This is a genomic window from Amycolatopsis sp. NPDC004747 (genome assembly GCF_053601335.1).
On the sequence record NZ_JBSGBQ010000024.1, the window covers coordinates 41,553 to 67,386 of the forward strand.

Sequence of the window (25,834 nt, forward strand, 5' to 3'; positions counted from 1 at the left end):
CGGGTTACGGGACAGCACGTTTGTCACGCGGCGACGAGGTCTGCGCGGGCCGGGTCTTCGGCACGCGCACGGCCAGCAGCGCACCGGCGAACGTCAACCCGGCCGCGGTGAGCAGGCCCGCGGTGTAGCCGCCGGCCAGCGCGGCCCCGGTGGGGACGCCCGCGTCGAGCCGCGCCGCGCGCACCGACGTGAGCACCGCGCCGATCAGCGCCACGCCGAGCGCGCTCGACAATTCCCGGGCCGCGGTGAGCAATCCCGACGCCGTGCCGGAATACCGCGGCGCCACCACGTCGAGCGCGTGCGACGTCATCGGGACGGTGAAGGCCGAGCCGGCGCCGATCAGGACCATGCCCGGCACACGCGGCCACAACAGGGGGACGTGGTTCACCGCGGCGAGGGCGAGCAGTCCCGCGCCCACCACGACCAGCCCGGCCGCCACCGTCCGGAGTGGACCGTGGCGGGCGACGGCGGCGGGCACCAGCGGCGTCGCGGCCACGACCGCCACCGCCACCAGGGCCAGTGGCAGGCCGGCGCCGGCCGGGCCGAGCCCGAGGAAGTCCTGGTGCAGCAACGGCGTGAAGAAGAAGACCCCGGAGATCCCCAGTCCCCACAGCAGCTGCAGGCCGAGCGAACCCACGAAGACCCGGTCCCCGGTCAGGGCCGGCGGGACCAGCCGGGCCCGCGCCCGCCGTTCCCGGGCGAGGAAGGCCACCCCGGCCGCCGCCCCCGCGGCGAGCAGCGGAACCCGGAGCCCGGGTTCGGCCGGCGCGGTGGTGACCAGCACCAGGCTCGCCGTCACCAGGACCATCGCCGACGCCGGTGGCGCGCGGGTCCCGTCGTCCCGGCCGGGCGGCACGGTCCCGGGCAGCAGCACCAGCATCGCGGCCACGAACGGCAGGTTGACGAAGAAGATCCAGGCCCAGCCGCAGTATTCGCTCAGCACGCCGCCGAGCGCGGGGCCCAGCGCCAGCGCGGCCGCCAGGCAGGCCGTCCACACCGCCGCGCCGAGCGTCCGGCCGCGGACGTCGAGGTTGGTCCGCAGCAGGCTCAGCAGCCCCGGCACCAGGAACGCGGCGGCCACCCCCTGGAGCACGCGGGCGGCGACCAGCAGCCACGCCGAACCCGCCAGCCCGCCCACCGCCGCGCCGGCGCCGAACCCGAGGAGGGCACCGGTCAGGGCCGGGCGGCGGCCCCAGCGATCGACCAGCGCGCCGGCCACCGGCAGCAGCCCGGCGAACGGGAGCATGTACCCGAGCGCGATCCACTGCAGGGCCGTGACGTCGAGGGCGAGGTCCCGCGCGATGGAGGGCGCGCCCGCCGCGACGATCGTGTTGTCCAGGGTCGTGACGAACGAGCCGAGCGCGAGCACGGCCAGGGTGCGCCGGGTCATCGCGTGCTCCCCACCAGCTCGCCGGCGGCCGCGGCCCGGCGGCGCGGGAACCACCAGTTCGCCGCGCCCAGCCGGGCCATCACCGCGGGGACGAGCACGCACCGGACGACGACGGCGTCCAGGAGCACGGCGACGGTCAGCCCGACGCCCGCCTCGCGCACCACCCGCGCGTCGACGAAGGCGAACGACACGAACACCAGCGCCATGATCACCGCGGCCGCGGTGATGGTCCGGCCGGTCGCCGCGACCCCGTCGACGACGGCCGCGCGGGTGTCGCCGTGGCGGCGCCAGGCCTCCTGGATGCGGGCGATGAGGAAGACCTCGTAGTCCATCGACAGCCCGAACAGCCCGGCGAACAGGAACACCGGCAGGTACGGCTCGATCGGGGCGCCGAAGGCGAACACCACCGCGCCGGTGGTCGCGGCCGCGGTCAGCAGGTTCATCACCGCCGCGGTGAGCGGGATCAGCACGCTGCGGAACACCCAGGCCAGCAGCAGGACCGAAATGCCGACGACGGCGGCGAGGAACAGCGGCAGCCGGGCGGTGATGGCCGCGGAGAAGTCGGCCCGGGCCGCGACGACCCCGCCGACGTGCGCGTCCGGGCCGCCGACGACCGTGGCCATCACCCGCGTCGAGGCGAGCAGCTCGCCGGTGGCCGGATCGCCGGGCGCGGTCCGCGGGAACACGGTGAGCAGCCAGCCGCCGCCCGGCAACGTGGTCGGCGGGCCGACGTCGGCGCTCGCGAGCAGCGCTGCCCGCAGCATGCCGACCGAGTCGCCGTGGGTCCCGACCACCAGCAGCGGCGCGTCCGCGCCCGGCCCGAAGCCTTCTTCCAGCAGCTCGGCGGCGGTGCGCGTGACGCTGCCGGGCGGGTCGAGCGCGGCGTCCGGCACGCCGAGCCGCAGCCCGGTCATCGGGAGCGCCAGCACGGCGACGACCAGCAGGGCCGCGACGGTGTACGGCCCGGGGCGCGCGGTCACCGACCGGGCGAGCCGGGCCCACCGGCCGTCCCCGCCGTCGGGGCGCAGGCGCATCCGGCGGGCGGCCGGGCGCAGCAGCGCGGGCAGCAGGGTCAGCGCGGCGAAGGCGGTCAGCAGCACCGAGACCGCGGCGGCGACCGCGATCCCGTTCAGGAACGGCAGGCCGACGGCGAACATCCCGGCCAGCGAGACGCACACCGTGACACCGGCGAAGACCACGCTGCGGCCGGAGGTCGCGGCCGCGACGGCCAGCGCGGCCGCCGGTTCGGCGCCGTCGCGGCGGCCCTGCCGGTAGCGGGTGAGCACGAACAGCGCGTAGTCGACGCCGACGCCGAGCCCGAGCAGTGCGGCGATCTCGGTGCTGATCTTCGGCACGGTCGTGACGTGCGACAACAGCGTCACCGCGGCGAGGGCACAGCCCACCGAAACCGCCGCGGTGAGGACCGGGAGCAGCACGCAGGTCACCGAGCCGAAGGCCACCAGCAGCACCACGGCCGCGGCGAGCAGGCCGAGCCCGGCGTTGCCCAGGTCGGGCGCGGCGGCCGTCATCGCGGCGAGCTCTCCGGAGGCACCGGCGGTGAGCCCCCCGGCGGCGCGGACGGCGGCGGCGAACGCGTCCGCTGTGTCCTGCCCGAGCTCGGTGGCCGGCGCGTCGAAACGCACGGTGAGCACCGCGGTCCGCCGGTCGGCGGACACCTGACCGGGCGGCGGCTCGACGGACCCGACGTGCGGCACCGCTGCCAGCCGCGCGGCGAGCGCGTCGAGCCGGGCCCGGCCGGGACCGCTGTCGACCGGGCCGTCCGGCGACCGGACGACGACGCGTTCCGCGGCGCCGCCGGAACCGGTGCCGCGCAGCAGGTTCGCCGCCGCGGTGCTGTCCGCGGCCGGCAGGTCGACGGTGTCGCGGAAGGCCGCGCCGGTGTGCAGCGCGGCGGAACCCAGGCCGCCGAGGGCCAGCAGCCACAGCACGATCACGACGCCGGCCCGGCGGAAACACCAGGAAACGAGCGCCGTCATCGGGTTTCTCCTCACGCGTGCCGGTTGATCACGCTAACAACCGGACGGGGCGCGAAGATACCGCCTGAGTTCACAAATCGGATCCCGGAAACCTTTGCCGCAGTTAGTGTTCCGGCTTTGTCTGGGACGTGACAAACTCCGGTGCGGGCGTTGGTCCCGGCGTGACAGAACCCGTTCCCGGGGCAGGGACGCCGGTTGCCAAGTCCGATCCCGTGTGAGTACATGACGTTCGCGCCGACGAGGGCGCGAAGTCTCCACGCGGCGCGGCAAGGGGTGTCAGGCATGAGCCGGACGATCACGCAGGCGGCGATCCCGCACCCGCGGGGCACCGGCCGCGCGCGGCAGCTGTGGTGCTCGCTGCCGACGGAACTCGCCGGGCGCTTCCGGGCGCACGCCGACCCGCTCGCCCGGCGGATCCTCGACGAGGTCCAGAAGGCCGTCCCCGAGTACGCCAAGCCGCTCGAGGGCGAATTCGGCAAGATGATCGTGCTCGCGATCGAGCAGGCCGTGCTCAGCTGCATCGACAGCATCGAGGACCTGGCGTCCACAAAGGACGACTGGGCGGAGCTGTTCGTGGAGGTCGGCAAGCGCGTCCACCACGACGGCGGCAGCCTCAACTCCCTGCAGGCCGCCTACCGCGCGGGCGGGCGCGCCGCGTGGCGCTACATCGCCGAAGTGGGACAGGCCCACCGGTTCCCGGCGGCCGTGCTGTGCGTCGGCGCGGAAGCCATTTTCGCCTACGTGGAGGAGATTTCCTCGTATTCGGTCGAGGGGTACACCTTGGCGCAGGCGATGGCGGCCGGCACGCTCGAACGACGCCGGCGCAGGCTGTTCGAGCTGCTGCTCGCCACCCCACCGTCGTCCCCGGCCACACTGGCGACGATGGCCAAGGCGGCGCAGTGGCCGATGCCGGAGCGGGTCGTGGTCGTCGCCCTCGACCCGCGGGCCGGCCAGCACCCGCCGCCGTCCCCCCAGCTGCCGCCCGACGTGCTGGTGGACCTCGACGGCCCCGAGCCGTGCCTGCTGACCCCGAATCCCGACCGCGACCTGAGAGGCCTGGAGGGCCGCCTCCCGGGCTGGCGAGCGGCGGTCGGCCCCCGGGTCCACCCGGCGGAGGCGGCGAAGTCCCTGCTGTGGGCCCACCGCACCCTCGACCTGGTCCGCCGCGGCCTGGCGGGCGACACCCCGGTGACCCACACGGCCGACCACCTGGCCACGCACTGGCTGTTGCTGGACCGCTTCCTGCTGGACGAGCTGTCGGCGACGGCGCTGGCCCCGTTCGCGGGCCTGACGGTGAAGCAGCAGACGCGGCTGGCGGAAACGTTGCTGAGCTGGCTGGAGCACAACGGGAACACGCCGGAGATCGCACAGGCGCTGCGGATCCACCCCCAGACGGTCCGCTACCGCGTGAGCCAGCTGAGCGAGCTCTTCGGCGACCGGCTGGCGGACCCGGCCAGGCGGTTGGAGATCCAGATGGCGCTGCGCGCCCACCAGCTGCTGGGCACCCGCCCGACAACCGAACACCGCGACGGTTGAGGGTGCGGGCGCCGGCCACGGGGCCGCGGCCGGCGCCGCAGCCACGACTTCGCGCCACCGGGCGGCGGCCACACAGCCCGGCCACCAGGGCCAAGGCCGGGCCACCCGGCGATCATGCCCGCGGCGCAGCCACCAAGCGGTTCGGCCACCGGGCGGCGGCCCGGCCGTCGCGCACTCCGAAGCGTTCCCGGCCGCCAAGCAGTTCGGCCGCCGCGCGGCCCGGCCGTCGCGCACTCCGAGGCGTTCCCGGCCGGGCGGGGCAGGCGATCGCGGTTCCGGCCCATCCCCCAGCCCGAAGTGCGTGCCCTTCTTGACCGCGCGGGGCGGGCGATCCTAAGGTCTTCCCAAGGCTGTTAGCGCTAACAGTCGCTTGGAGGAGCCACCGATGACCGCATCCGAGCTCGCCCGGGAGTTGTTCGGCCGGGTCGACGGCACCGATGTCCACCGGTACACCTTGGGCCGACCCGGGGGCCTGGTTGTGCGCGTGCTCGACTACGGCGGGGTCATCCAGTCGCTGGAGGCGCCGGACCGTGCCGGGCGGACCGCCAACGTCGTTCTCGGCTTTGCGGACCTCGGCTCCTACGTCGCCAACAACCGGCCCGGTGCGGACCGGGTGTTCCTGGGCGCGGCGATCGGCCGGTTCGCCAACCGGATCGCCGGGGGCACCTTCACCCTCGACGGCGTCCAGTACCGGGTGCCCCTGAACAACGGCAAGAACAGCCTGCACGGTGGCCCCGCCGGGTTCGACACGCGGATCTGGTCCGCCACCGAGATCCGGGACGGGGACGGCGTTGCCGTGCAGCTCACGCTGGTCAGCCCGGACGGTGACCAGGGCTACCCCGGCCGGCTCACCACCGAGGTCACCTACCGCGTCGACGCGCGCGAGCGGCTGCGCATCACCTACCGCGCCACCACCGACGCGCCGACCGTCGTCAACCTGACCAACCACACCTACTGGAACCTGGCCGGCGAAGGGTCGGGCGACGTCCACGACCACCGCCTGGAGATCGCCGCGAGCCGGTTCTGCCCGACCGGGGACGATCTGATCCCGGCCGGCGACCCGGTTCCGGTCGACGGGACCCCGTTCGACTTCCGCCGGCCGGTGCCGATCGGTGCCCGCGTCGGCGAGCCCGACCCGCAGCTGGTCATCGGCCAGGGTTACGACCACAACTGGGTCCTCGACGACGGTGCGCCGTTCGCCGCCCGGGCGTGGGACCCGGCGTCCGGGCGGCTGCTCACGATGTGGACGACCGAGCCCGGCCTGCAGTTCTACTCGGGCAACTACCTCACTTCGGCGCTGACCGGGACGAGCGGCCGCCCGTACCACCGCGGCGCCGGCTTCGCGCTGGAGGCCCAGCACTTCCCGGACTCCCCCAACCGCCCGGACTTCCCCAGCACGGTGCTGCGGCCCGGCGCGATATACCACCAGGAGACGGTGTTCGCCCTGACCACCGCGGACGAGCCGCCGGTGGCGTGAGCGACACTCGCGGGGCGCGCGCCCGGCACCGCCGCTAGCCTCGCCGGTCATGGGAGATCTTTCCGCCGTCGCCGCGGACCTCGCGCCCACCGGCACGCTGCGCGCCTCGATCAACCTCGGCAATCCCGTGCTCGCCCACGGCACCCCGGCGGACCCGGGCGGGGTCACGGTCGACCTCGCGCGCGAAGTGGCCGCGCGGCTGGCCGTCCCGGTGGCGTTCGGCTGCTTCGACGCGGCCCGCAAGTCGTTCGAGGCGCTGACCTCCGGCGAGGCCGACCTGGGCTTCCTGGCGATCGAGCCCGCCCGCGCGGCCGAGGTGGCGTTCACGGCGCCGTACGTCGTCATCGAAGGCGTGTACGTGGTGCCGGACGGCTCGCCGTTCACCTCGCCGGCCGACGTCGACCGGCCGGACGTCCGCATCGGGGTCAAGGAGGGGTCCGCCTACGACCTGTACCTGACCCGGACCCTGCGGCAGGCCACGATCGTGCGCGGCGAGGACGGCGTCCGGGCCTTCGAGGACGGCGGCCTGGAGGTCGCCGCCGGGATCCGCCTGCCGATGATCGCCTACGTCGCCGGCCACCCCGGCACCCGCGTGCTGCCGGGACGCTTCATGGAGATCAGGCAGGCGGTCTGCACCACCCCGGACCGCCGCCCGGAGACGATCGCGTTCCTGCACGAGCTGGTCGAAGAGCTGAAGGCCACCGGGTTCGTCGCCGACGCGCTGCGCCGCGCGGGCCAGGACGCCACGGTCGCCCCGCCCGCCTGAGCGGCGCTATTTGCCGGTCACGCCGTCGATCAGCTCGCGGCCGATGTCCAGGTGCCCGGCGTGCCGGGCGAAGCTCTGCACCAGGTGGCACAGGATCCACGCGAACGTCGGGTGCTCTTCGGCACCGGCGCGGCGGGTCGTGCGGACGGCCCGGGCGGCCAGCGGCGTGACGGCGGCCAGCCGGGCGCAGTTTTCGCGCTCCGCGAGGAAGAACGCGGTGATGTCCGCCGACGGTTCCTCCGGCGCGACGAACCACTGCTGCTCGGCGGTGCCGGGCCAGGAGAAATCGACGTCCTCGCCGGCGAACAGGTACCGGATCCAGAAGCGTTCGGTGCAGGCGAGGTGCTTGACCATGCCCAGCGGTGTCCAGCCCGACGGCAGCACGCTCCGCCGCAGATCGTGTTCGGAGAGACCGTCGAGCTTGCGCAGGACGGCGACGGCGCTGTGGTCGAGGTAGCCCAGCAGCAGCGCGCGCGGATCGGCCAGGGTGGGTGGGGGTTCGGGCGTCTCGACCATGATCGAAAAGCTACTGGGCGGCGGCCCGCGAAGCCGTGCTCCCGCGCCCTCACGAGGGGGTGACCCGGGCGGAAAACGAGGTGACGCGCCACCGGAACAGAGCCGATCCGGCTCCCCTCCGTATCGCTTGCCCATCACTGCCGTCATCGGTCCGACATTGCGTCTTCTCGACGGTCGCAACGAGTGCTACGTTCCAGGGGCGTCCAGGTCGAGACCGAGGAGCTGCGATGAAGCTTTCTCCCAGCGCCCACACCGACTCGTTCTGCCGCGACCGGCTGCCGCCCGGCGACCAGTGGCCGCGGCTGGTGTTCGACCTGCCGGAGCTGCACTACCCCGACCGTCTCAACGCCGCGACGGCGCTGCTCGACGAGACCGCCGCCCGCCTCGGCCCGGACCGCCCCTGCCTGCGCTCACCCCACGAGACGTGGACCTACGGCGAAGTCCTGGCCCGCGCCAACCGGATCGCCCGCGTCCTCACCGCCGACCTCGGCGTCGTGCCGGGCAACCGCGTGCTCCTGCGCGGCACCAACACGCCCTGGCTCGCGGCGTGCTGGCTCGGCGTGCTGAAGGCCGGCGCCGTCGCCGTCACGACCATGCCGATGCTGCGCCGCGGCGAGCTCGACAAGATCGCCGACCGGGCTCGGCCCACGGTGGCCCTGTGCGACGAGCACCTGCTCGACGAGCTGCCGCCCGGCCTGCCGGTGGTGCCCTACAGCAGCACCAGGCCCAACCGCACCGGCCTCGAAAGCACCGGACCCGAAAGCACCGGACTGGCGGAACGCTGCGCCCGGCACCCGGCCACCTTCGCCGACGTGCCGACCGCCGCCGACGACGTCGCCCTGCTCGCCTTCACCTCCGGCACGACCGGGACCCCGAAGGCGACCATGCACTTCCACCGCGACCTGCTCGCCATCGCCGACACCTTCTCCCGGCACGTCGTTCAGCCCACCCCGGACGACCTGTTCTGCGGGACCCCGCCCCTGGCCTTCACCTTCGGCCTGGGCGGCCTGCTGGTGTTCCCCCTGCACGCCGGCGCGTCGGTGCTCCTCGTGGAGCGCGCGACACCCAAGGAGCTGGCCTCGATCGTCGCCGAGCACGGCGTGACGGTGCTGTTCACCGCCCCGACCGCCTACCGCGCGATCCTCGGCGCCGGCGACGGCCCCCTGCTGGCCGGCGTCCGCCGCGCCGTCTCCGCCGGGGAAGCCCTGCCCGCCGCCGTGGCCGAGCGCTACCGCGACACCGTCGGATCGCCGTTGATCGACGGCATCGGCAGCACGGAGATGCTGCACGTGTTCATCTCCGCGGCCGGCGACGACGCCCGCCCCGGCCGGACCGGCAAGGTCGTGCCCGGCTTCCGCGCCGCCGTGCTGGACCTCGACGGACGGCCGGCGCCGGACGGCACGCCCGGGCTGCTCGCCGTCCAGGGCCCCACCGGCTGCCGCTACCTCGGCGATCCCCGGCAGGCCGACTACGTGCGCGACGGCTGGAACCTCACCGGCGACACCTACGTGCGCGAACCCGACGGCTACTTCCGCTTCGTGGCGCGCAGCGACGACATGATCGTCTCCTCCGGCTACAACATCGCGGCTCCGGAGGTCGAGGAAGTGCTCCTGACGCACCCGGACGTCGACGAATGCGCTGTCGTCGGCACGCCCGACCCGGATCGGGGTGCGGTCGTGACCGCCTTCGTCGTGCTCCGGCCCGGTGTCGCCCCGGGCCCGGACGTCGTGCACGCCCTGCAGGAGCACGCCAAAGCCGTTGCCGCGCCGTACAAGTACCCGCGCCGGGTGCGCTTCCTCGACGCACTTCCGCGCAACGCCAGCGGCAAGCTGCAGCGGTACCTGCTGCGCGAGCGCTGACGGGGGTGGCGGGCCCGCTGCCGAGGTGGGGTGGCGGTGGGCCCGCCACGTCTGTGAGAGGACATGGCACCAGCGTAGCCGAGGATTCGAACACATGTTCAGGGCCATTCAGGTGGATTCCGGCTACGAAAAGTCACCACAAAGCCGCATTTTCCCGACGCGGCAACCCTTCCGAGTGACAAACAGTCCTCAGTGGACACTGCCGGACCACCGCGAACGAGCCCACGCCGCCACGCGGGACGTCGTCACGCGGGCCACCGGAGGAAGCACCCGATTCCCCGCCGCCACCGGCAAAACTCCTCACACCGCCCTGACCTGCACCGAGGACCATCACCCTGGCGCGCCGCCGAGGCGGTGACAACCCCCGCGACCGGACCCCATAAAGTCTTCGCGCAGCCATCGGAGGTGACCGCCCGCGTGCCCGACGTCGACTACTACGAGGTGCTCGGCCTCCGCCGCGACGCCACGGCGGCCGACGTCAAGGCGGCCTACCGCCGCCTCGCCAAGACCATGCACCCGGACGGCGGCGGCACGGTCGGCACGTTCCGCCTGCTGCGCGAGGCCTACGAGGTCCTGGGCGACCCGGTCGCCCGCGCCCGCTACGACGCCGGCGGCGCGACCGTGGTGCCGGTGCCGGTCCGCCCGCGGCCCCGGCGGCGCTTCGGCGACGAGCCCGGCTTCGTCCCCGACCTGCCCGAACTGGACGCCGAGGACCTGAGCTGGTGGCACTTCGCCGGGGAGGACACCCGGATGCGCCACGGCCGCCGCGGCGGGCCCGGGCACACGCCGGTGGTGGTCGCGGTCGCCGGGATGGTGCTGGTGCTCCTGCCGCTGGTCACCGGCGTCGGGTTCAGCACGCCGGTGCTCATCGTCTGGCTGCTCCTCACGGCCGGCACGGCGCTGCTGGTCCAGCGGCTGGCCCGCGGCTACCTGCGGGCCGCGAAGGCGCGCGAGGCGTACGCCGAGGAGTTCGGCGGCCGCACGGTCTTCGGCGCTCCCGGCACCGAGCGCGACGAGCTGGCCGAGCGGCTCACCGCCGACCTGCTCGAGGGCTACCTGACCCGGCTGCCGGGGGCCCGCATCTTCCACGGGCTGGCCTGGCCGGGCTCGGTGTTCGCCGACGTCGACCACGCGGTGCTGTGCGGGAAGCGGCTGGTGCTCATCGAGTCGAAGCTGTGGCTGCCGGGCCACTACGAGACGGCCGAAGACGGCAGGCTGCTGCGCAACGGCCGCCCGTTCCGCGGCGGCGGCAGCCGGCTCGCGGAGAGCCTGGCGGCCTACCGCGGCCTGCTGCCGGGGGTGGCGCTGCGGGGCGCGATGATCGTGTACCCGAGCCGCAGCGGCGAGCTGACCACGGCGGACCCGGGCGAGCTGGCGGTCGCCCCGATGACGCCGGAGGAGTTCCTGCACGAGATCGGCGAATGGCTGGCCGCGGATCCGTCCACTGTGGACCACGAGACGCTGCGCACGATGCGCGACCAGGTGGTCGGGGGCGGCCGGGCGGCATGAGCAGCCCCCGATTTCCACGCTGCCCGAGTGCACCGGCGGATTTGGAGCCTGAACGCGGCGCCGACCCCGCGGCGGCTCCGGATGCCCCCGCTCGATGCGGCGCCACCGCCGCAGGCGGCCGGGCGGCGTGAGCCCCGCCGCCACCCTCGGCACCGTGCTCCTGGCCTACCTCCCGGCCGCGATCTCCCCCGGCCCCAACTTCGTCCTCATCGTCCACACCGCCGCCACCGGGACCCGGCGGACAGCCGTGGCGATCGCGCTCGGCGTCGTCGCCGCGGGCGGGCTGCTGGCCGCGGTCGCCGTCTTCGGGCTGGGCGGCCTGCTCGCCCGCACGCCGTGGCTCGCGACCGTGTTGCGCGTCGCCTGCGGCGGCTACCTGGCCTGGCTGGGGGCGCGGCTGTGGTGGCGGCCCCGCGCGCCCGGCGATCCCGGGGAACCGGCGGCTCGTCGCGGCAACGCCTTCGGCCGCGGCGTCTTCAGCAACCTCACCAACCCCAAGGCCGCCGCGTTCTTCGGCAGCGTCCTCACCGCCGCCCTGCCGCCCACCGAGCCCACCGCCGTCAAGGCCGCCGCCGTCGGGCTGATCGTCGCCGCCTCGGCCGCCTGGCACCTGAGCGTCGCCCTGCTGTTCTCCTCCCCCGCCACCCAGCGCTGGTACGCCCGCGCCGGACCGGCCCTCAACCGCGTCGTGGGCACGATCCTCGTCGTCCTCGGCGTCACCCTCGCCCTGACGCCGTGAAGGCCTCCCCGCGCGAGCGAGGAGGCCTTCACGAACGAAACGCGCTACTACCGGACGCCGCCCGACGCGCGCTGCTTCTGCGCGTGCGCGGAGCGGGTGCAGACCTCGCCCACGTCGACCGTCTGGCCGCGGTCGGCGTAGACGTCCGCCACGCCGACGAGCTTGCCGCTCGGCGACGAGCAGGTCAGCTGGTAGGCCTCCTTCGTGCCGTACGTCGGCGGGGTCGGCGACGAGAACGAAACGTCGCCGGTCCAGTCGTCGACCGCACCCGGGTTCGCCTGGTCGTAGTTGACCACCACGGCCTTGTAGTCACCCGCCGGCGGGTCGAACAGCACGGCGTGCTCGGACGTCGTGCCGCCGTTCGCCGACGAGCTGACCAGGTTGCCCGCCGAGTCGTAGATGTAGAGGTCCCAGTCGGTCGAGGTGCTCGCCCAGTTGATGTTGACGCTGAACTTCCCGTTGTCGACCTTCGGCAGGCCGTCGACGTGGAAGGTGAACGAGTCACCCGAAGGGTCGGTCGGGTAGTTCTGGTTGATCGGCGGCACACCCGCCGGGTTGGCAACCGCGAAGCCCTGCTGCGCCGGGCCCTGCGGGTCGCGCCCGTACCGGCCGGCCACGTACGGCCGCGTCGACGGGTTGACCGACCACGCGAAGCGCCCGCCGGTGGCGGTGAACTTCGAGTTCAGGTCGTCGGTGATGTAGATCGGCGGCTTGGTGGAGCCGTCGGGCTGGATCACCGGCGACGTCGGCGTCTGGAACGTCTTGTGCAGCTTGAGCTGGTAGTTCTTCGGCGCCGAGCCGATCAGCGTCGAGTGCTGCTGCGGGTCGGCCGCGTTGCCGAGCATGTCCAGGAACGCCTGCCGGTTGCCGCCCTTGCCGGCGCCGGCCGCGGGGGCCAGGCCCTCGTACTCGGCCACGACGCTGTCGGCGTACGGGCCGTGGAAGCCGTTGCCGCCGACCTCGATGGTGAAGCCCCAGCCGCCGGTGGCCCAGTACGACCAGTCCTCGGTGGTGCCGGTGGTGTCGTAGAGCGCCCAGCTCGGCTCGCTCGTGTAGCCGTTGCGCGAGGCCAGCTTGTCGCCGAGGGCCTTGTACTGCGGCTCCTCCAGCGGCGGGCGGACGTCGGCCACGCCCGGCGGGCGCAGCACCAGCGCGGCGACGGTGTGCATCGTCAGCAGGTTCGTCACCTGGCGCGAGGACACGATCGAGCGCACGTTCCGCACCTCGGGCTCGCTGAACGGCGCGGACCCGCGGAAGGTGTCACCGCTCCAGGCCAGCTCGGCGCCGTTGCCGCCCCAGAAGCCGCCGTAGTTGCGGTTCGGGTCGGTGCCGCGGACGCGGCCGCCCGGGTTCGCCTTGCAGACGCCGGTCGCGAACTGCGGCGGCGAGTCGTTGACGTTGCAGTTCTTGCGCTTCATCTCGTAGTCGAACCTGGTGAAGTCGCCCTTGGGCTCGGCCTCGCGGGAGATCTCGAAGCCGTCCGGGTTGATGATCGGCACGACGATGTTGCGCGTCTTGCTCACCATCGACCGGATCGCCGGGTCCTTGGCGTAGCCGTTGACCAGCTCGTACGCCCACTCCATGACGTGCTCGCCGGCCGGCCACTCCCGGGCGTGGTGCACGCCCATGGTGAAGTTCACCGGCTTGCCGTCGGTCAGGTTCTTCACGTCGGTGGCGATTTCGACGCCGACGACGTCCCGGCCTTCCCACGTCGACTCCGGCATGGTGAACGCCGAGACCAGGCTCGGGTTCTTGCGGGCCAGTTCCTTCATCTCGAAGTTGTACTCGTAGAGGTGCCGGTAACTGGTCCGCCCGGACGGCAGCGCCGAAGCGGCCGTCTTGGCGGCGTACTGGCGGTCGGTCTTCGCGTCCTGCACGGACTTGGCCGACAGGTCCGCTTCGACGACCTTCGACTTGAAGCCGCTGTCCGCCAGCGTCTTGCGGTCGGCGTCGCCGGCGAGGACGACCTCGACCCCGGTCGCGTCACCCTTCTCCGTGACGTCGAGGCCGAGGGCGGTCAGCTTGTTCTTGTCGGCGCGCGTGGGCGTCTCGACGCGGACCAGCTCGGCCCGCTGGGTCGCCGGGGCCGCGCCGGTCGGCGTGCCCTGCGGCGTCAGCGCCAGGAAGTCGACCCCCAGCTGCGCCTGGCCGGCCGAGCCGCCGTAGCGGCAGCCCTGGACGACGAGTTCCTGCCCCTTCTTCACGAAGCTTTCGGCGAGTTCGCGAGTGCGCAACGCCGCCGAGGCGGCGACCACCGCACCGGTGGCCTTGTCGAAGACGGCGACGTCCCAGTCGCCTTCCGCGCCCTGCGCCGGCTTGAGCCGGGCCTGGACCAAGCCGTCCACGGTGGACGTCAGCTCGCGGCGGTCGGTGCCCGAAGTCCCCTTGGGCAGTACTTTCTCGAAGCACGAGCGGGCCACCGACTTGTCGGCGCGCAGGATGTTCTGCGCCGCGCCCGCGGTGCCGGACGGCAACGCGACGAACGCTCCGGCCAGTGCGACGGCCGAAGCCAGCATCACCAGCCGTCTTGGTGAATTCCCCACAGGAACAGACCTCCTCGACACAGACCGGCACGCACGGACGTACCGGAACCGGGCGACCTTAATGGAGGAAATCGGGCCGCGGACACCGCCGTAAGTCGTACAGCGTTCAACCCGCCCGGCACTTTCACCGGGAGTTCAACCACCGGTCGGCTACTGTCGGTCCATGGTCACGCTCCCTGCGCGACGGGTGTCGGTCGCGGTCTCGCTGACGGGCATCGCGGCCCTGGTGCTCGGCGCCGGTCTCGTGCTGCTGCTGCAGGTCATCCCGCCGACGGACGAAATCAGCGTCACCCGCCGCACGATCAGCGAATACGGCTTGTCCGACCACAAGTGGGTCTTCGACCTCGCGGTGGTCCTGGTCGCCCTCGGCTCGGCGGCCGGCTTGGCGGCCGTGCGCCACCAACGACGGCTCCCGGTGGCCGCGGCCGTGCTGGGGACACTGTGGACGGTCGGGCTGCTGGTCATCGTGGCGTTCCCCAAACCGGACTGGGCGACGGTCTCCCGCGCGGACTTCGGCGGCACGCTGCACCGGATCGCGAGCGTGGTGGCGTTCGTGGCCCTGCCGCTGGCGGTCCTGGTCGCGGCGCGCACGGCGTTCCCGTCGTCGCCCTGGCGCCGCCGGCTGGCGGTGGCGCTGGCGATCGGTTCGCTGGGCTGGTTCGCGGTGATCCTGGGCGCGGTGGTGGTCGCGGCGGCGGAAGACGGTCGCTGGTGGACGCTCATCCCGCTCGGCCTGGTGGAACGCGGGATGGCGCTGACGGAGCTGGTCGCGCTGGGCGTGCTCCTGGCGCCGGTCGGGGCGAGGTCCGGACGACCGGAACCGCCCGCGCACGGGCGTCGGCAACCTACACTGTAGGTACGCCGACCGGAGGGGATGTCATGCCCGGAGCCCTGGCCTGGACGAAACCCGTGGTGCGCTGGGGGCTCGGCCACGCGCTTCCCCGCACCGTGCTGCGCCGCGAGGCCAAGCGCGGTGACCTCCAGGGCCGGATGGTGGTCGACGCGGCCGAAGGCCGGGACCTCACCGGCCTGTTCGACGAGATCCGCGGCGCCGGCCCGCTCGCGCGCACGCGCTTCGGCTGGATGACCACCACGCACGCCGCGGTCCGGGAAGTGCTCTCCAGCGAGGACTTCCGCGTCGGCGTCCTCGGGTCCGACGGCTCGGCGCTCGGCCGGCTCGTCGAGTGGTCGGCCGGCGAGCACCTGCACCCGGTGCGGCCGCCGTCGCTGCTGGCGGTCAACCCGCCCGAGCACACCCGCTACCGCAAGCTGGTCACCGGCGTGTTCACCGTGCGCGCGGTCGAGCAGCTGCGCGGCCGGGTGCAGGAGATCGCGGACGGCCTGCTCGACGCGCTCGACCCCGGCGCCCCGGCCGACCTCGTGGCGGCCTACTGCGGGCTGCTGCCGGTGACGGTGATCAGCGAAATCCTCGGCGTGCCGCCGTCCGACCTCGGCAAGGTGCTCTCCCTCGGCGCCGCCGCGGCGCCCAGCCTGGACCTCGGGCTCGGCTGGCGCACCTTCCGCGACGTCGAAACCGCGCTGGCCGAGTTCGACACCTGGCTGGGCGAGCACCTCGACCACCTGCGCCGCCACCCCGGTGACGACCTGTTCAGCAAGCTCGTCGCCGCCCGGGACGGCGGCGTCGGGCTCACCGAGACGGAGCTGAAGTCCACCGCGGGCCTGGTGCTGGCGGCCGGGTTCGAGACGACCGTCAACCTGCTCGGCAGCGGCATCGCCCTGCTCGCCGGCGACCCCGCGCAGCTCGCCGTGCTGCGCGAACGGCCGCAGCTGTGGGGCAACGCCGTCGAGGAGGTGCTGCGGTACGACCCGCCGGTCCTGCTGACCGGCCGCGTGGCCACCCGCGCGACCGAGGTCGCCGGCGTGCCGCTGCCGCGCGGGGCGCTGGTCACCACCGTGCTGGCGGGCGCCAACCGCGACCCGCGGGTGTTCGCCGAGCCGGGCGTCTTCGACGTCGCCCGCAGCGGCGCGCGCGACCACGTGACGTTCGGCGCCGGCCGCCACCACTGCCTGGGTGCGTCGCTGGCGCGGATGGAGGGCGAGATCGGGCTGCGCACGATCTTCGACCGGTTCCCCGGCCTGCGCGTGCTGCCCGGCGGCCGGCGCCGGTCGACGCGCATCCTGCGTGGCTACGAGACCCTGCCCGCGGTGCTCGCGCCGTGACCCGGCGGGGCCGTCCACCCACGGGCGTCCTGTCGCGGGAACGGATCCTGCTCGCCGGGCTCGCCCTGGTCGACGAAGAGGGTTTGGACGCGGTCGGCATGCGCAAGCTGGCCCGGCGGCTCGGCGTCGACCCGATGAGCCTGTACAACCACGTCGACGGCAAGGACGCGTTGCTGGACGGGATCGCCGAAGTCCTGCTCGCCGGGGTTCCCGCGCCGCCGGCGAACGCGGGCCTGCGGGAGACGATGTCGGCGCTGGCGCGCGGGTTCCGGGCCGCGCTGCTCGGCCACCCGCGCGCGGCGCCGCTCGTGCTCACCCGCCGGCTCGCGTCGATGACGGCGCTGGGGCCGGTGGAGGCGGTGCTCGCACCGCTGCTCGCGGCGGGTGTGCCGCCCGAGCGCGCGGTGCACGGGCTGCGGGCCGTGCTGGCGTTCCTCATCGGCACGCTGATGCGCGAGGTCGGCGCCGCGCCGACCTTCGGCGGCAGCGCCCGCCGGCTCGCGGACCTGACGGCGTCCGGGCTGCCCGCGGTCGCCGCGGCGGCGCCCTACCTGGCCGTCTGCGACCACGAGGCCGAGTTCGAATTCGGCCTGCGGATCATGCTGGACGCCCTCGGCGAGCCCTAGCGGATCCGCTCGTACAGCGAGGCCATCCGGCGGTCGAGGTCCGCGGCCGTCCTGGCGGCCGCGGCGAGTTCGCCGGCGAAGTCCGGCGGGACGCTGTCGCGGTACTTGTACGACAGCTTGTGCTCCACCGCCGCCCAGAAGTCCATGGCGATGGTGCGCAGCTGCACCTCCACCTTGACCTTTTCCACCCGGTCGGACAGGAAGACCGGGATGCGGACGATGAGGTGCAGGCTCCGGTAGCCGTTCGGCTTCGGCCTGGCGATGTAGTCCTTGGTGCGCAGCAGCTCGACGTCGTCCTGCGCGGTGAGCATGCGGGCAACCTCGTGGACGTCGGAGACGAACGGGCAGACGACCCGGATGCCGGCGATGTCGTCGAGCGCGGCGGCCGCGGAGACCCAGTCGCCGCCCAGCCCCCGGCGGCGCACCTTTTCCTTGATGGCCTCCGGCCGCTTCACCCGGCTCGTGATGTGCTCGATCGGGTCGTGGCGGTGGACGAAGTCGAATTCTTCGGAGAGGATCCGCAGCTTCGTCATCAGCTCTTCGATGGCGAACTTGTACATCAGGAGGAAGCGCGGGAGCTGCCCGGCGACGGCGAGCTCGTCGGCCGCCTCGCGCAGATCCTCGGCCGCCGGGTCGGTGGTCACTGAAGCCTCGTGCTGTCGTCGGACAAGTTGGCGGGCGCCAGCGTACTGCGCACCACCGGGTCAACGAACGGCGACGGGCCGGAGTTCCCGCCGGTCACCGGTTCGGGTGGGGCGGGGTGGCTCGGGTGCTCGCCCGAGCCGGGCCCGGACCGGGGCGTGGGGCCGCCGGTCCGGGGTCCGGTGCCGCTCAGTGTCCTGCCGGTGCCTTTCCGGCTGCCGCCACCGCGGCGGCTACGCACTGCGTCGCGGCCGCGCCGGCTGCGTCGGCTTTCTCGGCGGCCTTGTTCTGGGCCTTGTCGTCGGCCTTCTGCTCGGCCTTGTCGTTCTTGGCCTTCTGCTGGCCCTGAGCCTTCTGGTTCTCGGCCTTCTGGTTCTCGGCCTTCTGCTTCTCCTCGGCGGCCATGCCCTGCTGCTGCGCGACGGCCGCGGAATCGGCCTGGGCCACGCAGTTCAGGATGCCCGCGCAGTCCTGCGCGGAGAGGACGATCCGGCCGGAGCCCTGCTGCTCGCCCGCCATGCCGTTCTGCTTCGCCGCATCCTTCTGGGCGGCCTTGCCGTTGGCGTCGTTCTCCGCCGCCATGCCGTTCTGCGCCGCCATGCCGTTCTGCGCCGCCATGCCGTTCTGGTCCGCGTTGTTCTTGCCGGCCTTGCCGTTCTGGTCTGCGGCGCTCATGCCGTTGTGCTCGGCCATGCCCTGCTGACCGGCCATGCCGTTCTGGTCGGCCATGCCGTTTTCCTCGGCCTTGCCGTTCTGGTTCGCCATGGCGTTGGCGTCGGCCACACCGGCGGCCTGGGCCAGGCACTTCTGGACCACCTCGCAGGCCTGGACGGCCGCGGCGTCCTGGTCGGCGGCGTTCTTCCCGCCGGCCATGCCGTTCTCGTCGGCCGCGCCCTTCTTCGCCGCCTTCTTGTCGGCCGCACGGTTCTCGGCCGCCGCGCCCTTCTGGCCCGCCATGCCGTTTTCGTCGGCGGCCATGCCGTTCTCCGCCGCCATACCGTTCTCGCCGGCGGCGCCGCTGCCCATCGCCATGCCGTTCTCATCAGCCATGCCGTTTTCGCCGGCCGCGCCGTTGTCCGCCTTGCCCTTCTGCGCGGCCTTGCCCTTGCCGCCGGCCGCGTCCTCCGCCTTGGCGTCCTGGCCGGCCGCCGCGATCGCCGCGCACTGGGTTGCCACGTCGTTCGCCGCCACCTGGTTGGCGCAGCCGGATTCTGCTCGCTGCCGCTCGATCTGGTCGACCACCGGCCGGCGGTCCGCCATCCGGGCTGCCGACTGGGCGTCCGGTGCCGCGCGCTGGCTGGCGATGAACGTCAGGTTGTTCCGCAGTGCCGTGTCCAGCGCGCCACACCCGCCCGTGGCCGCGTTGCCCGCCGGGCTGGTCAGCGCGATCGCCGCCGCCGTCGCGCCCGCTACGCCCACCAGTGCGGCGAGTCCGATCGTCGCCGGTTTGCGGTGTCGTCCTGTCGTGCGCACCTGGGGCATCAGCCCCTCCTTTCGGTCGCCACCTCACCACGGCACACGGGCAAACCGGCGAAGTGGTTCATCGTCCACTATGGACGGAAAAGGTGGGACAGCCGGTAGTCGACGAGAGCGAAGGCCGATTCGACGGTGTAAGCTCCGCCGAGGATCCCGGTCACGAGGCCGGCCGCCATCATGGCGAGCGCGCCCGCCTCCGCGGCCGCGTCCAGCGCCGGGTCGACGCGCTTTTGCCGCTGCGCCAGGCGGATCCGGTCCGTCAGGCCCCGGATCAGGTGCGGCAGCAACGCTTCTTCGTCCGGGTGCGGGCCGCCGCGGGTGACGTCGGCGGCGAAGTACGCGATCTGCACCGCGGCCAGCAGCCGGCCGCGGTCGCCGGACGGCAGCACCGCGGCCAGGTACGCGCGCACCACTTCGCGTTCGTCGCCGGTCGCCAGTGCGCGGCCGACCTCCGCGGTCGCCCGTTCGACGCTCAGCTCCACCACCCGCCGCCAGGCGAACCGCAGCATGTCGTCCTTGGCCGGGAAGTAGTACTGGACCAGGTTCATCGAGATCCCGGCCTCGGCGGCCACCGCACGCAGCGTCACCGCCGGCAGGCCGCGCTGGGCGGCGATCCGGAACAGCGCTTCCGCGATCTCGCGGCGGCGCTGCTGGTGATCGACCCGTTTCGGCACGGCACCACTCTGCCACACTGTGTTATCGTGCATCTGCACCATGAAACCTGGGGAGGGTTCATGATCGGCAGGTTCAGGAACACCCGCAGCGAAGAGCGCTACCTCGCCGCCTACGACGAAATCGCGGCCCGCTGGCCCGTGCCGGTGCGAGACCTGGACGTCGAAACGCGTTACGGGCCGACCCGCGTCCGCGCGAGCGGCGACACCGGACCGCCGATCGTGCTGCTGCCCGGCCTGATGGGCACGTCGCTGTCCTGGTACCCGCACGTCGCGGACCTGGCCGCCCGGCACCGCGTGTTCGCCGTCGACACCCTCGGCGAACCCGGGCGCTCCCGCCAGACCCGGCCGATGCCCGCGGCCGGCGACTGCGCGGCCTGGCTCGCCGACGTCCTCGACGGCCTCGGGCCCGGGGAGGTCCTGCTGGCCGGGGTTTCGCGGGGCGCGTGGCTGGCCCTCACCCTGGCCGCCCGCACGCCCGGCCGGATCACGGGCGTGGTCGCCTTCGAACCGCCCGGCTTCGCGCCGACCGGACGGCGCTTCCTCGTCTGGAGCGTGCGGGAGGTCGCGACCTGGTTCGCCCCCCGCCCCGGCGCGGCGGTCCGGCGCACCCTGCGCCCGCTGCTGTTCGGCGGCGTGAAGTTCCGCGCGCACCACCCGGCGGAGTACCTGTTCACCGACGAGGAGCTGCGCGGGATCGCCGTCCCCGTCCGGCTGGTGCTGGGCGAGCGCAGCGTGATCCATTCCGCGCGCGAAGTCGAACAGCGGGTGAGAGCGCTCAACCCGCTGTTCGACGTCGAAATCGTGCCGCGCGCGACCCACGCCCTGCCGTTGCAGCGGCCGGAGCTGGTCACCGCGCGGATCCTGGCCGGCTAGCCGAAGTCCGCCAGCTGCGGCACCGCCGGGGCCATCCCCTCGATCCACGCCGCGGGCGAACCCGTGGTCGGGGTGACGATCACCGCCTGCACGCCGAGTTTCGCGTACGCCGCCATCGAACGGACGAAGTCGTCGCGGGTTTCCGGGGTCGGGCGCGGGTTGTTGGCCAGGATCGTCTTGCGGATCGCGGCGTAGTCGCGGCCGACGTCGTCGCAGTGGCGGCGCAGCACGTCCAGCTTGTGCTCGACGTCCTCCGGCGAGCTGCCGAAGAGGTTGCACGCGTCGCCGTACTGGGCGACCAGCCGCAGCGTCTTGCGTTCCCCGGAACCGCCGATGAGCACCTTCGGCCGGCTGATGGGCTGCGGCGAGCACAGCGTCTCGGCCAGCCGGTAGTGCTTGCCCTCGAACGGGCCGTTGTCCGCCGGGTCCCACATCTGCGCGCAGATCCGCAGCGTCTCCTCGAGCCGCTCGAACCGCTCGGCGATCGGCGGGAACGGCACGCCCATCCCCTGGTGCTCGCGCTCGAACCACGCGGCCCCGATACCGAGCGCGGCCCGGCCGCCCGAAAGGACGTCGAGCGTGGTGACGATCTTCGCCAGCAGCCCGGGGTGCCGGTAGGTCACGCCGGTGACGAGCAGGCCGAGCTCGATGCGGGACGTGTGCGCGGCGAGGAAGCCGAGCGTCGTGTAGCCCTCCAGCATGTTCGCCTCGGCGGGCAGGCCGGTCGGCTCGATCTGGAAGTAGTGGTCCATGAAGGACAGCCAGGTCGCACCGGCTTCCTCCGCCGCGGCGCCCACGCGGGCGAGCTCGCCCGCGATGGCGGGCGTTCCGCCGTCGATGTCGAAGATGGGCAGGTGGAAGCCGAGTTCCATGGGAACGCACTCCTGACGTGGTCGGTGTGCCTTCACGCTAGGACCTGGAGTGCGCTCCAGCGCAAGCCTCAGCCCACGGCCGCGGCGAGGAACTCCGCCACCTCGCGCTCGGAGACCGGCCCCTCGGTCACCGGCACCCCCGCCGCCCGCAGGCCGGCCGCGAGTTCGGCCGACTTCCGGCCGCCGTTCCCGAGCAGGAACGGCGGTGCGCCGGGGCCCACGTGGGTCAGTGGGCTCGCCGCGCGCAGCACCGACGGCGAGCGGCCCAGCGCCATGAGCACCGACGCGCGGGTGAGCGGATCCAGGCCCGCCAGGCCGAAATCCGCGGGGGCCGACAGCGCGGCCACCGCGCGGACCGTGCTGTCCTGCCCGCGGAACTGGCCGGTGTCCTGGCCACGCGCGAGGCCGAGCAGCGCCGCCAGGGTGCCGCCGGTGCCGGTACCCGCCACCGCGATCCGGGCCGGGTCCAGCGCCAGCGCCGCCGCGTTGGCCTTGAGGAACCGGACCGCGCACCGGGCGTCCTCGAGCGGGGCCGGCCACCGCGCCGCCGGCGCGAGCCGGAAGTCGATCACGGCGACCGCGAACCCGCGGGCCGTCAGCTCGTCGCGCAACGGGCCCAGCCGCGAGCCGGCGAGCAGCGCGCCGGGCCCGGTGGGCTTGCGGTTGCCGAGGACGAGCCCGCCGCCGTGCAGGAGGAGCACCACCGGGGCCGGTGGCCCGTCCTGGCTGCGCCGGTAGACGTCCATGGCCAGCGGGACCCCGTCGCCGCGGCAGTATTCGACCGTGCCGGGGCCGGGGGCGAGCAACGTCGACGCGGCGGGCCCGGTGCTGCTGTCGCCGGCCGCGACGGCGCCCGCCACGCCGGTCGCGAGCACCGCCACGAGCAGGGGGAACAGCACGATCCACGCCGTCACCCGGCGCGCCGTGGACGGCCACGGGTGCGCCCGGCGCCGGGCCACGACGAGGAACCCGAACAACGCGACGACCTGCAGCGCGGCGGCCACGTAGTCGGTGAAACCCACCACTGTGTCCGCCGGCTGCCACGGGTCGAACCGCGTCAGCAGCCCGAGCGGACGGCTGAGCACCCACAGGGCGAGCGCCCCGGCCACCGCGAGCGCGCCGAAGTGCGCCGTCTTGCGCGTCGGCCACCCGAGCACGGCGACGGCGGCGACGATCCCGACGGCCGCCACCGCGCCGAACAACATCGCGTACAGCTGCCAGACCCGCCACAGCGCGGGCAGCGCGGCCGCTGCGGTCACGGCACCGCCGAGGGCGGCGAATACGGCCGTGACCAGCAGCGGACCGCGGCGCAGCGCCGTCGGCGGGGTCGGCGGCGGGCGGCGCGTGCCGGGATACCCGTCGACGACCTTCATGCCGCCAGTGTCACCCTCGCCGGGCGAACGCGCACCCTACTTGCGGGCCGCCGTGTAGTTCCGGAACAGCAGGTAGGTGTCGAGGATGTCGGACGACGCGCTCTGGACCGACCGGTAGATCCCCCACTTGGGCCGCACGTAGTCGCCCTGGTCGGGGAGGTTCACGTTGCTCATGCTGCCCTGCGCGGCGACCGGCGCGCTCGCTCCGGTTCCGTTGCGGATGACGCACGCCGCCTTGCCCTTCGAGCCCGGTGTGAACGTCCACTCGATGGTGATCCACTTGTCCCGCAGCGGCGCCAGATCGGTGACCGCGATGCTCGGCGAACCCGAGTTGGCGTACGCGCGCGCGTTGAGCTGTTCCTTGCTGCCGCTGCGGGTCAGGTCGAGCGTGACCCACGGGCCGCCGTTGGTCGACGGCGTCTTCGTCTGGAAGATGTGGGTGAACTTGCTGGTGCCGTGCAGGGAGCCGGGGATGTACATCTCGTAGGAGAGCGTCCATGTCTCGCCGTTGTGCATCTTCAGCGTGGTGCCGTTCTGCACCATGCCCTTGGACTCGGTGCGCTGGCGGTCCCCACCGCCGGTGGTGTCGCGGTCGTCCTTCCAGATGTTGAACCGGTAGTGGTCGCCTTCGACGACGACGTACTTGCGGTCGGGGTGGTGGTTGCCGCGGTCGGCCTCGATCCCTTCGAAGGCCTTCAGGCCGTCGGTGGCGGGGTCCGGGTGCCACAGCGGGGCGGCGTGGGCGGGCAGGGCGGTGCCCAGCACGAGCGGGACGGCGAGAGCGGAGACGGCGAGCGAGCGCAAGGCCGTCCGGCGGGGAAATACGGGCATCGTCGGTGTGTCCTTCCTGGCCAGTGGTTCGGCAGGGGTGCACATCGGCCGGCGGACGGGCCCGAAAACCGGGCTGGACATCCGATGTCTTGCGTTATGAAGCTAGAAGAGACAGCGCTTTCTGTCAACGCCAACCCAGTTGCCGCAGTGGTTGGCCAACAATTCATCGGACCGCGGTACGTTCGCGGGCATGGAGTACTTCCACGCCCGCGACGGCCGGGAACTCGCCTACCGCACCCTCGGCAGCGGGCGGCCCCTGGTGCTCTTCCACGGCTTCACCGGCTCGGGCCGCGACTGGCTCGGCCCGGCGGTGGCCCTCGCCGACCACGGGCACCGGGTGATCATCCCGGACCTGCGCGGCCACGGGGCGAGCGCCGCCCCGCACGATCCGGCGGCGTACCCGCCCGACGTCTTGGCCGACGACGGCTTCGCCCTGCTCGGCCAGCTCGGCCTCGACGACTACGACCTGGGCGGGTATTCGTTCGGCGGCCGGGTGGTGCTGCGCCTCCTCGCCCGCGGCGCCCGCCCGGGCCGTGCGGTCGTGGCGGGCCAGGGCCTCGACGCCGTCCAGCGGGCGACGTCCCGGACGGGCGTCTACCACGCCGCCCTCACCACGCTGATCGACGGCGGCCCCGTGGCGCCCGGCTCACCGGCGTACTGGATCCGGCAGGCCGGCGGCGACCCGGTGGCGTTGCGGCACGTCCTCGGCACCCACGTGCCGACGCCGGGCCTGCACCGGATCACGACGCCCACCCTGGTCGTCACCGGCGACGAGGACCACGGCCACCCCACGGCCGAAGCCCTCGCCGCGGCGCTGCCGAACGGCCGGTTCACGCGGGTGCCGGGAGCCCACCACACGGCGATGCACAGCCCGGAGCTGACCGCCGCGATGGTGGAGTTCCTGGCTCAGGCGTAGCAGCCGGCCAGCGCGCCGAAGGCCGCCTTCGGCTCCCACGGGACGCCCGGGTACGTCTCCCCCGAACCTTCTTCGAGCACCTTGACCACGCCCCAGCTCGCCATGTCCAGGTCGGCGCGGGGATCGGCCCGGTGCACCAGGCCGTAGCAGACGAACGTGCAGGCGAAAGCCGCGTCGACGCCCTCCGCCTCGAAGATCTCCACCAGTTCGCGGAGGTAGGTCGCCTGTTCCTGTTCGTCGCGGACGTACTCGCCGTTGAGCCGGACCGGGACGCCGCCTTCGTACTCGAGGATCTCGCCGCAGCGGGCCCCCAGGTCCGCCGCACCCCGGTAGGGCGTCACGCCGAACTCCGTGATCGCCACCGGCTTGCCCGCCGCGACCAGGTTCCGGACGCCCTCGCGGTAGAGGTGCGCGACCTCCTTCGAGCGGTGCGCGTCCACCGAGACGATGTCGAAGGGCGCCCAGTCGACGCGCTCCAGGGGAATCGCCGCGTAGGTGATCCGGCCACCGAACCGGGCCCGGACCACCTCGGCCGCGCGGGCCAGGAAACCGTTGACCCGCTCCGGCAGGCCGGCCACGAGCTCCCGGGACGCCAGCAGGTTTTCCAGCCGTTCGGGCAGACTGTCGCCCGGCAGGAAGCCCGCGCAGAACAGGCTCAGTTCCGCGCCGGTGACGAACACGACCTCCGCGCCCGTCTCGCGGAGGCGTTCGGCGCGGGAAGCGCCGTCGGCGAGCAGGGCCAGGACCTCGTCCGGGGTGCGGTCCCACGGGAACGGCGAGAACCAGACCTCCAGCCCGAGCGCGGCCGCCTCGCGGGCGGCGAACTCGATCCGGTCGAGGTCGGTGCCGATCAGCCGGACCGCCGTGCAGTGCAGCTCGTCGCGGATGATCGCCAGCTCGCGGCGCACGAGGTCCGGGTCGAACGGGCGGTTGACGCGCCCGTCGAGCTCGAAACCCGTGTCGTAGCCGATGCCCTTGGCTCGCACTTCTGCCTCCCAGATTTAAGGTACGGACCGTACCGTACCGTACCTCGCTAGG

General features: G+C 73.4%; 22 protein-coding genes. 11 read left to right on the top strand and 11 right to left on the bottom strand.

Going from position 1 to position 25,834, the window contains the following annotated elements; translation table 11 throughout:
• Window positions 1-4 precede the first annotated feature (4 nt).
• Together ACWEGE_RS32465 and ACWEGE_RS32470 are read right to left on the bottom strand one after the other, a co-directional pair.
• The gene (locus tag ACWEGE_RS32465) at window positions 5-1,390 is read right to left on the bottom strand and encodes an MFS transporter (RefSeq protein ID WP_449664266.1); all 1,386 of its coding nucleotides are present in this window, start codon (window positions 1,388-1,390) and stop codon (window positions 5-7) included.
• Window positions 1,387-3,387 (bottom strand): MMPL family transporter, encoded by a 2,001-nt coding sequence (locus ACWEGE_RS32470; protein WP_449664267.1) that lies wholly within the window; start codon window positions 3,385-3,387, stop codon window positions 1,387-1,389. The genes ACWEGE_RS32465 and ACWEGE_RS32470 overlap by 4 nt, the downstream gene beginning before the upstream one ends.
• A 282-nt stretch (window positions 3,388-3,669) precedes the next feature.
• On the opposite strand from ACWEGE_RS32470, the gene ACWEGE_RS32475 reads away from it, so the two are divergent.
• The 3 genes from ACWEGE_RS32475 (at window position 3,670) to ACWEGE_RS32485 (ending at window position 7,166) form a co-directional block, all read left to right on the top strand.
• Window positions 3,670-4,923 (top strand): PucR family transcriptional regulator, encoded by a 1,254-nt coding sequence (locus ACWEGE_RS32475; RefSeq protein ID WP_449664268.1) that lies wholly within the window; start codon window positions 3,670-3,672, stop codon window positions 4,921-4,923.
• 385 nt (window positions 4,924-5,308) lie between these two features.
• The gene (locus ACWEGE_RS32480; protein ID WP_449664269.1) at window positions 5,309-6,400 is read left to right on the top strand and encodes an aldose epimerase family protein; all 1,092 of its coding nucleotides are present in this window, start codon (window positions 5,309-5,311) and stop codon (window positions 6,398-6,400) included.
• 49 nt (window positions 6,401-6,449) lie between these two features.
• Window positions 6,450-7,166, top strand: a complete 717-nt coding sequence (locus ACWEGE_RS32485; protein ID WP_449664270.1) for a transporter substrate-binding domain-containing protein — start codon at window positions 6,450-6,452, stop codon at window positions 7,164-7,166.
• A gap of 6 nt (window positions 7,167-7,172) precedes the next feature.
• Here ACWEGE_RS32485 and ACWEGE_RS32490 read toward each other — a convergent pair whose 3' ends face one another.
• Window positions 7,173-7,682 carry a DinB family protein gene (locus tag ACWEGE_RS32490; RefSeq protein ID WP_449664271.1) on the bottom strand — a complete coding sequence of 170 codons (510 nt, stop codon included), beginning with the start codon at window positions 7,680-7,682 and terminating at the stop codon, window positions 7,173-7,175.
• A 227-nt stretch (window positions 7,683-7,909) separates the two neighbouring features.
• Here ACWEGE_RS32490 and ACWEGE_RS32495 point away from each other — a divergent pair, with 227 nt between their 5' ends.
• From ACWEGE_RS32495 to ACWEGE_RS32505, 3 genes are all read left to right on the top strand, one after another.
• Window positions 7,910-9,541 (top strand): AMP-binding protein, encoded by a 1,632-nt coding sequence (locus tag ACWEGE_RS32495; protein WP_449664272.1) that lies wholly within the window; start codon window positions 7,910-7,912, stop codon window positions 9,539-9,541.
• Window positions 9,542-9,958: 417 nt separating this feature from the next.
• A complete protein-coding gene (locus tag ACWEGE_RS32500; protein WP_449664357.1) occupies window positions 9,959-11,050 on the top strand; it encodes a J domain-containing protein in 1,092 nt (363 codons plus the stop codon).
• Between the two features lie 127 nt (window positions 11,051-11,177).
• A complete protein-coding gene (locus ACWEGE_RS32505) occupies window positions 11,178-11,789 on the top strand; it encodes a LysE family translocator (RefSeq protein WP_449664273.1) in 612 nt (203 codons plus the stop codon).
• A 47-nt stretch (window positions 11,790-11,836) separates the two neighbouring features.
• Here the strand turns inward: ACWEGE_RS32505 and ACWEGE_RS32510 are convergent, their stop codons facing one another.
• Entirely contained in the window at window positions 11,837-14,305 is a 2,469-nt protein-coding gene (locus tag ACWEGE_RS32510) for a M14 family zinc carboxypeptidase (RefSeq protein WP_449664358.1), read from the bottom strand.
• Window positions 14,306-14,495: 190 nt separating this feature from the next.
• Between ACWEGE_RS32510 and ACWEGE_RS32515 the strand changes: the two genes are divergently transcribed.
• The 3 genes from ACWEGE_RS32515 to ACWEGE_RS32525 are packed head-to-tail and all read left to right on the top strand — an operon-like array spanning window position 14,496 to window position 17,139.
• The gene (locus ACWEGE_RS32515; RefSeq protein ID WP_449664274.1) at window positions 14,496-15,188 is read left to right on the top strand and encodes a DUF998 domain-containing protein; all 693 of its coding nucleotides are present in this window, start codon (window positions 14,496-14,498) and stop codon (window positions 15,186-15,188) included.
• Window positions 15,189-15,211: 23 nt separating this feature from the next.
• Complete coding sequence (locus ACWEGE_RS32520) at window positions 15,212-16,513, top strand: cytochrome P450 (protein ID WP_449664275.1); 1,302 nt, start codon at window positions 15,212-15,214, stop codon at window positions 16,511-16,513.
• Window positions 16,510-17,139, top strand: coding sequence for a TetR/AcrR family transcriptional regulator C-terminal domain-containing protein (locus tag ACWEGE_RS32525; protein WP_449664276.1), 630 nt, complete (start codon window positions 16,510-16,512; stop codon window positions 17,137-17,139). The genes ACWEGE_RS32520 and ACWEGE_RS32525 overlap by 4 nt, the downstream gene beginning before the upstream one ends.
• Here the strand turns inward: ACWEGE_RS32525 and ACWEGE_RS32530 are convergent.
• The 3 genes from ACWEGE_RS32530 to ACWEGE_RS32540 all read right to left on the bottom strand — a co-directional run bounded on the left by ACWEGE_RS32530 (window position 17,136) and on the right by ACWEGE_RS32540 (window position 19,931).
• On the bottom strand, window positions 17,136-17,783 hold the full coding sequence (locus ACWEGE_RS32530; protein ID WP_449664277.1) for a GTP pyrophosphokinase: 648 nt from the start codon (window positions 17,781-17,783) through the stop codon (window positions 17,136-17,138). The genes ACWEGE_RS32525 and ACWEGE_RS32530 overlap by 4 nt on opposite strands.
• 187 nt (window positions 17,784-17,970) lie before the next feature.
• Complete coding sequence (locus ACWEGE_RS32535) at window positions 17,971-19,263, bottom strand: hypothetical protein (protein WP_449664278.1); 1,293 nt, start codon at window positions 19,261-19,263, stop codon at window positions 17,971-17,973.
• A gap of 68 nt (window positions 19,264-19,331) precedes the next feature.
• A complete protein-coding gene (locus ACWEGE_RS32540; RefSeq protein ID WP_449664279.1) occupies window positions 19,332-19,931 on the bottom strand; it encodes a TetR/AcrR family transcriptional regulator in 600 nt (199 codons plus the stop codon).
• Between the two features lie 60 nt (window positions 19,932-19,991).
• Here ACWEGE_RS32540 and ACWEGE_RS32545 point away from each other — a divergent pair, with 60 nt between their 5' ends.
• The gene (locus ACWEGE_RS32545) at window positions 19,992-20,804 is read left to right on the top strand and encodes an alpha/beta fold hydrolase (protein WP_449664280.1); all 813 of its coding nucleotides are present in this window, start codon (window positions 19,992-19,994) and stop codon (window positions 20,802-20,804) included.
• On the opposite strand, the gene ACWEGE_RS32550 is transcribed toward ACWEGE_RS32545, so the two are convergent.
• The 3 genes from ACWEGE_RS32550 to ACWEGE_RS32560 all read right to left on the bottom strand — a co-directional run bounded on the left by ACWEGE_RS32550 (window position 20,801) and on the right by ACWEGE_RS32560 (window position 23,880).
• Window positions 20,801-21,676: an LLM class F420-dependent oxidoreductase gene (locus tag ACWEGE_RS32550; protein ID WP_449664281.1), complete on the bottom strand. Its 876-nt coding sequence runs from the start codon at window positions 21,674-21,676 to the stop codon at window positions 20,801-20,803. The two genes, ACWEGE_RS32545 and ACWEGE_RS32550, sit on opposite strands and share 4 nt — an antisense overlap.
• 68 nt (window positions 21,677-21,744) lie before the next feature.
• Window positions 21,745-23,049 (bottom strand): alpha/beta hydrolase fold domain-containing protein, encoded by a 1,305-nt coding sequence (locus ACWEGE_RS32555; RefSeq protein ID WP_449664282.1) that lies wholly within the window; start codon window positions 23,047-23,049, stop codon window positions 21,745-21,747.
• 36 nt (window positions 23,050-23,085) lie between these two features.
• Complete coding sequence (locus tag ACWEGE_RS32560; protein WP_449664283.1) at window positions 23,086-23,880, bottom strand: hypothetical protein; 795 nt, start codon at window positions 23,878-23,880, stop codon at window positions 23,086-23,088.
• A gap of 190 nt (window positions 23,881-24,070) precedes the next feature.
• On the opposite strand from ACWEGE_RS32560, the gene ACWEGE_RS32565 reads away from it, so the two are divergent.
• Window positions 24,071-24,796 (top strand): alpha/beta fold hydrolase, encoded by a 726-nt coding sequence (locus tag ACWEGE_RS32565; RefSeq protein WP_449664284.1) that lies wholly within the window; start codon window positions 24,071-24,073, stop codon window positions 24,794-24,796.
• On the opposite strand, the gene ACWEGE_RS32570 is transcribed toward ACWEGE_RS32565, so the two are convergent.
• Window positions 24,787-25,782 carry a hypothetical protein gene (locus tag ACWEGE_RS32570; RefSeq protein WP_449664285.1) on the bottom strand — a complete coding sequence of 332 codons (996 nt, stop codon included), beginning with the start codon at window positions 25,780-25,782 and terminating at the stop codon, window positions 24,787-24,789. The two genes, ACWEGE_RS32565 and ACWEGE_RS32570, sit on opposite strands and share 10 nt — an antisense overlap.
• Window positions 25,783-25,834: the final 52 nt, after the last annotated feature.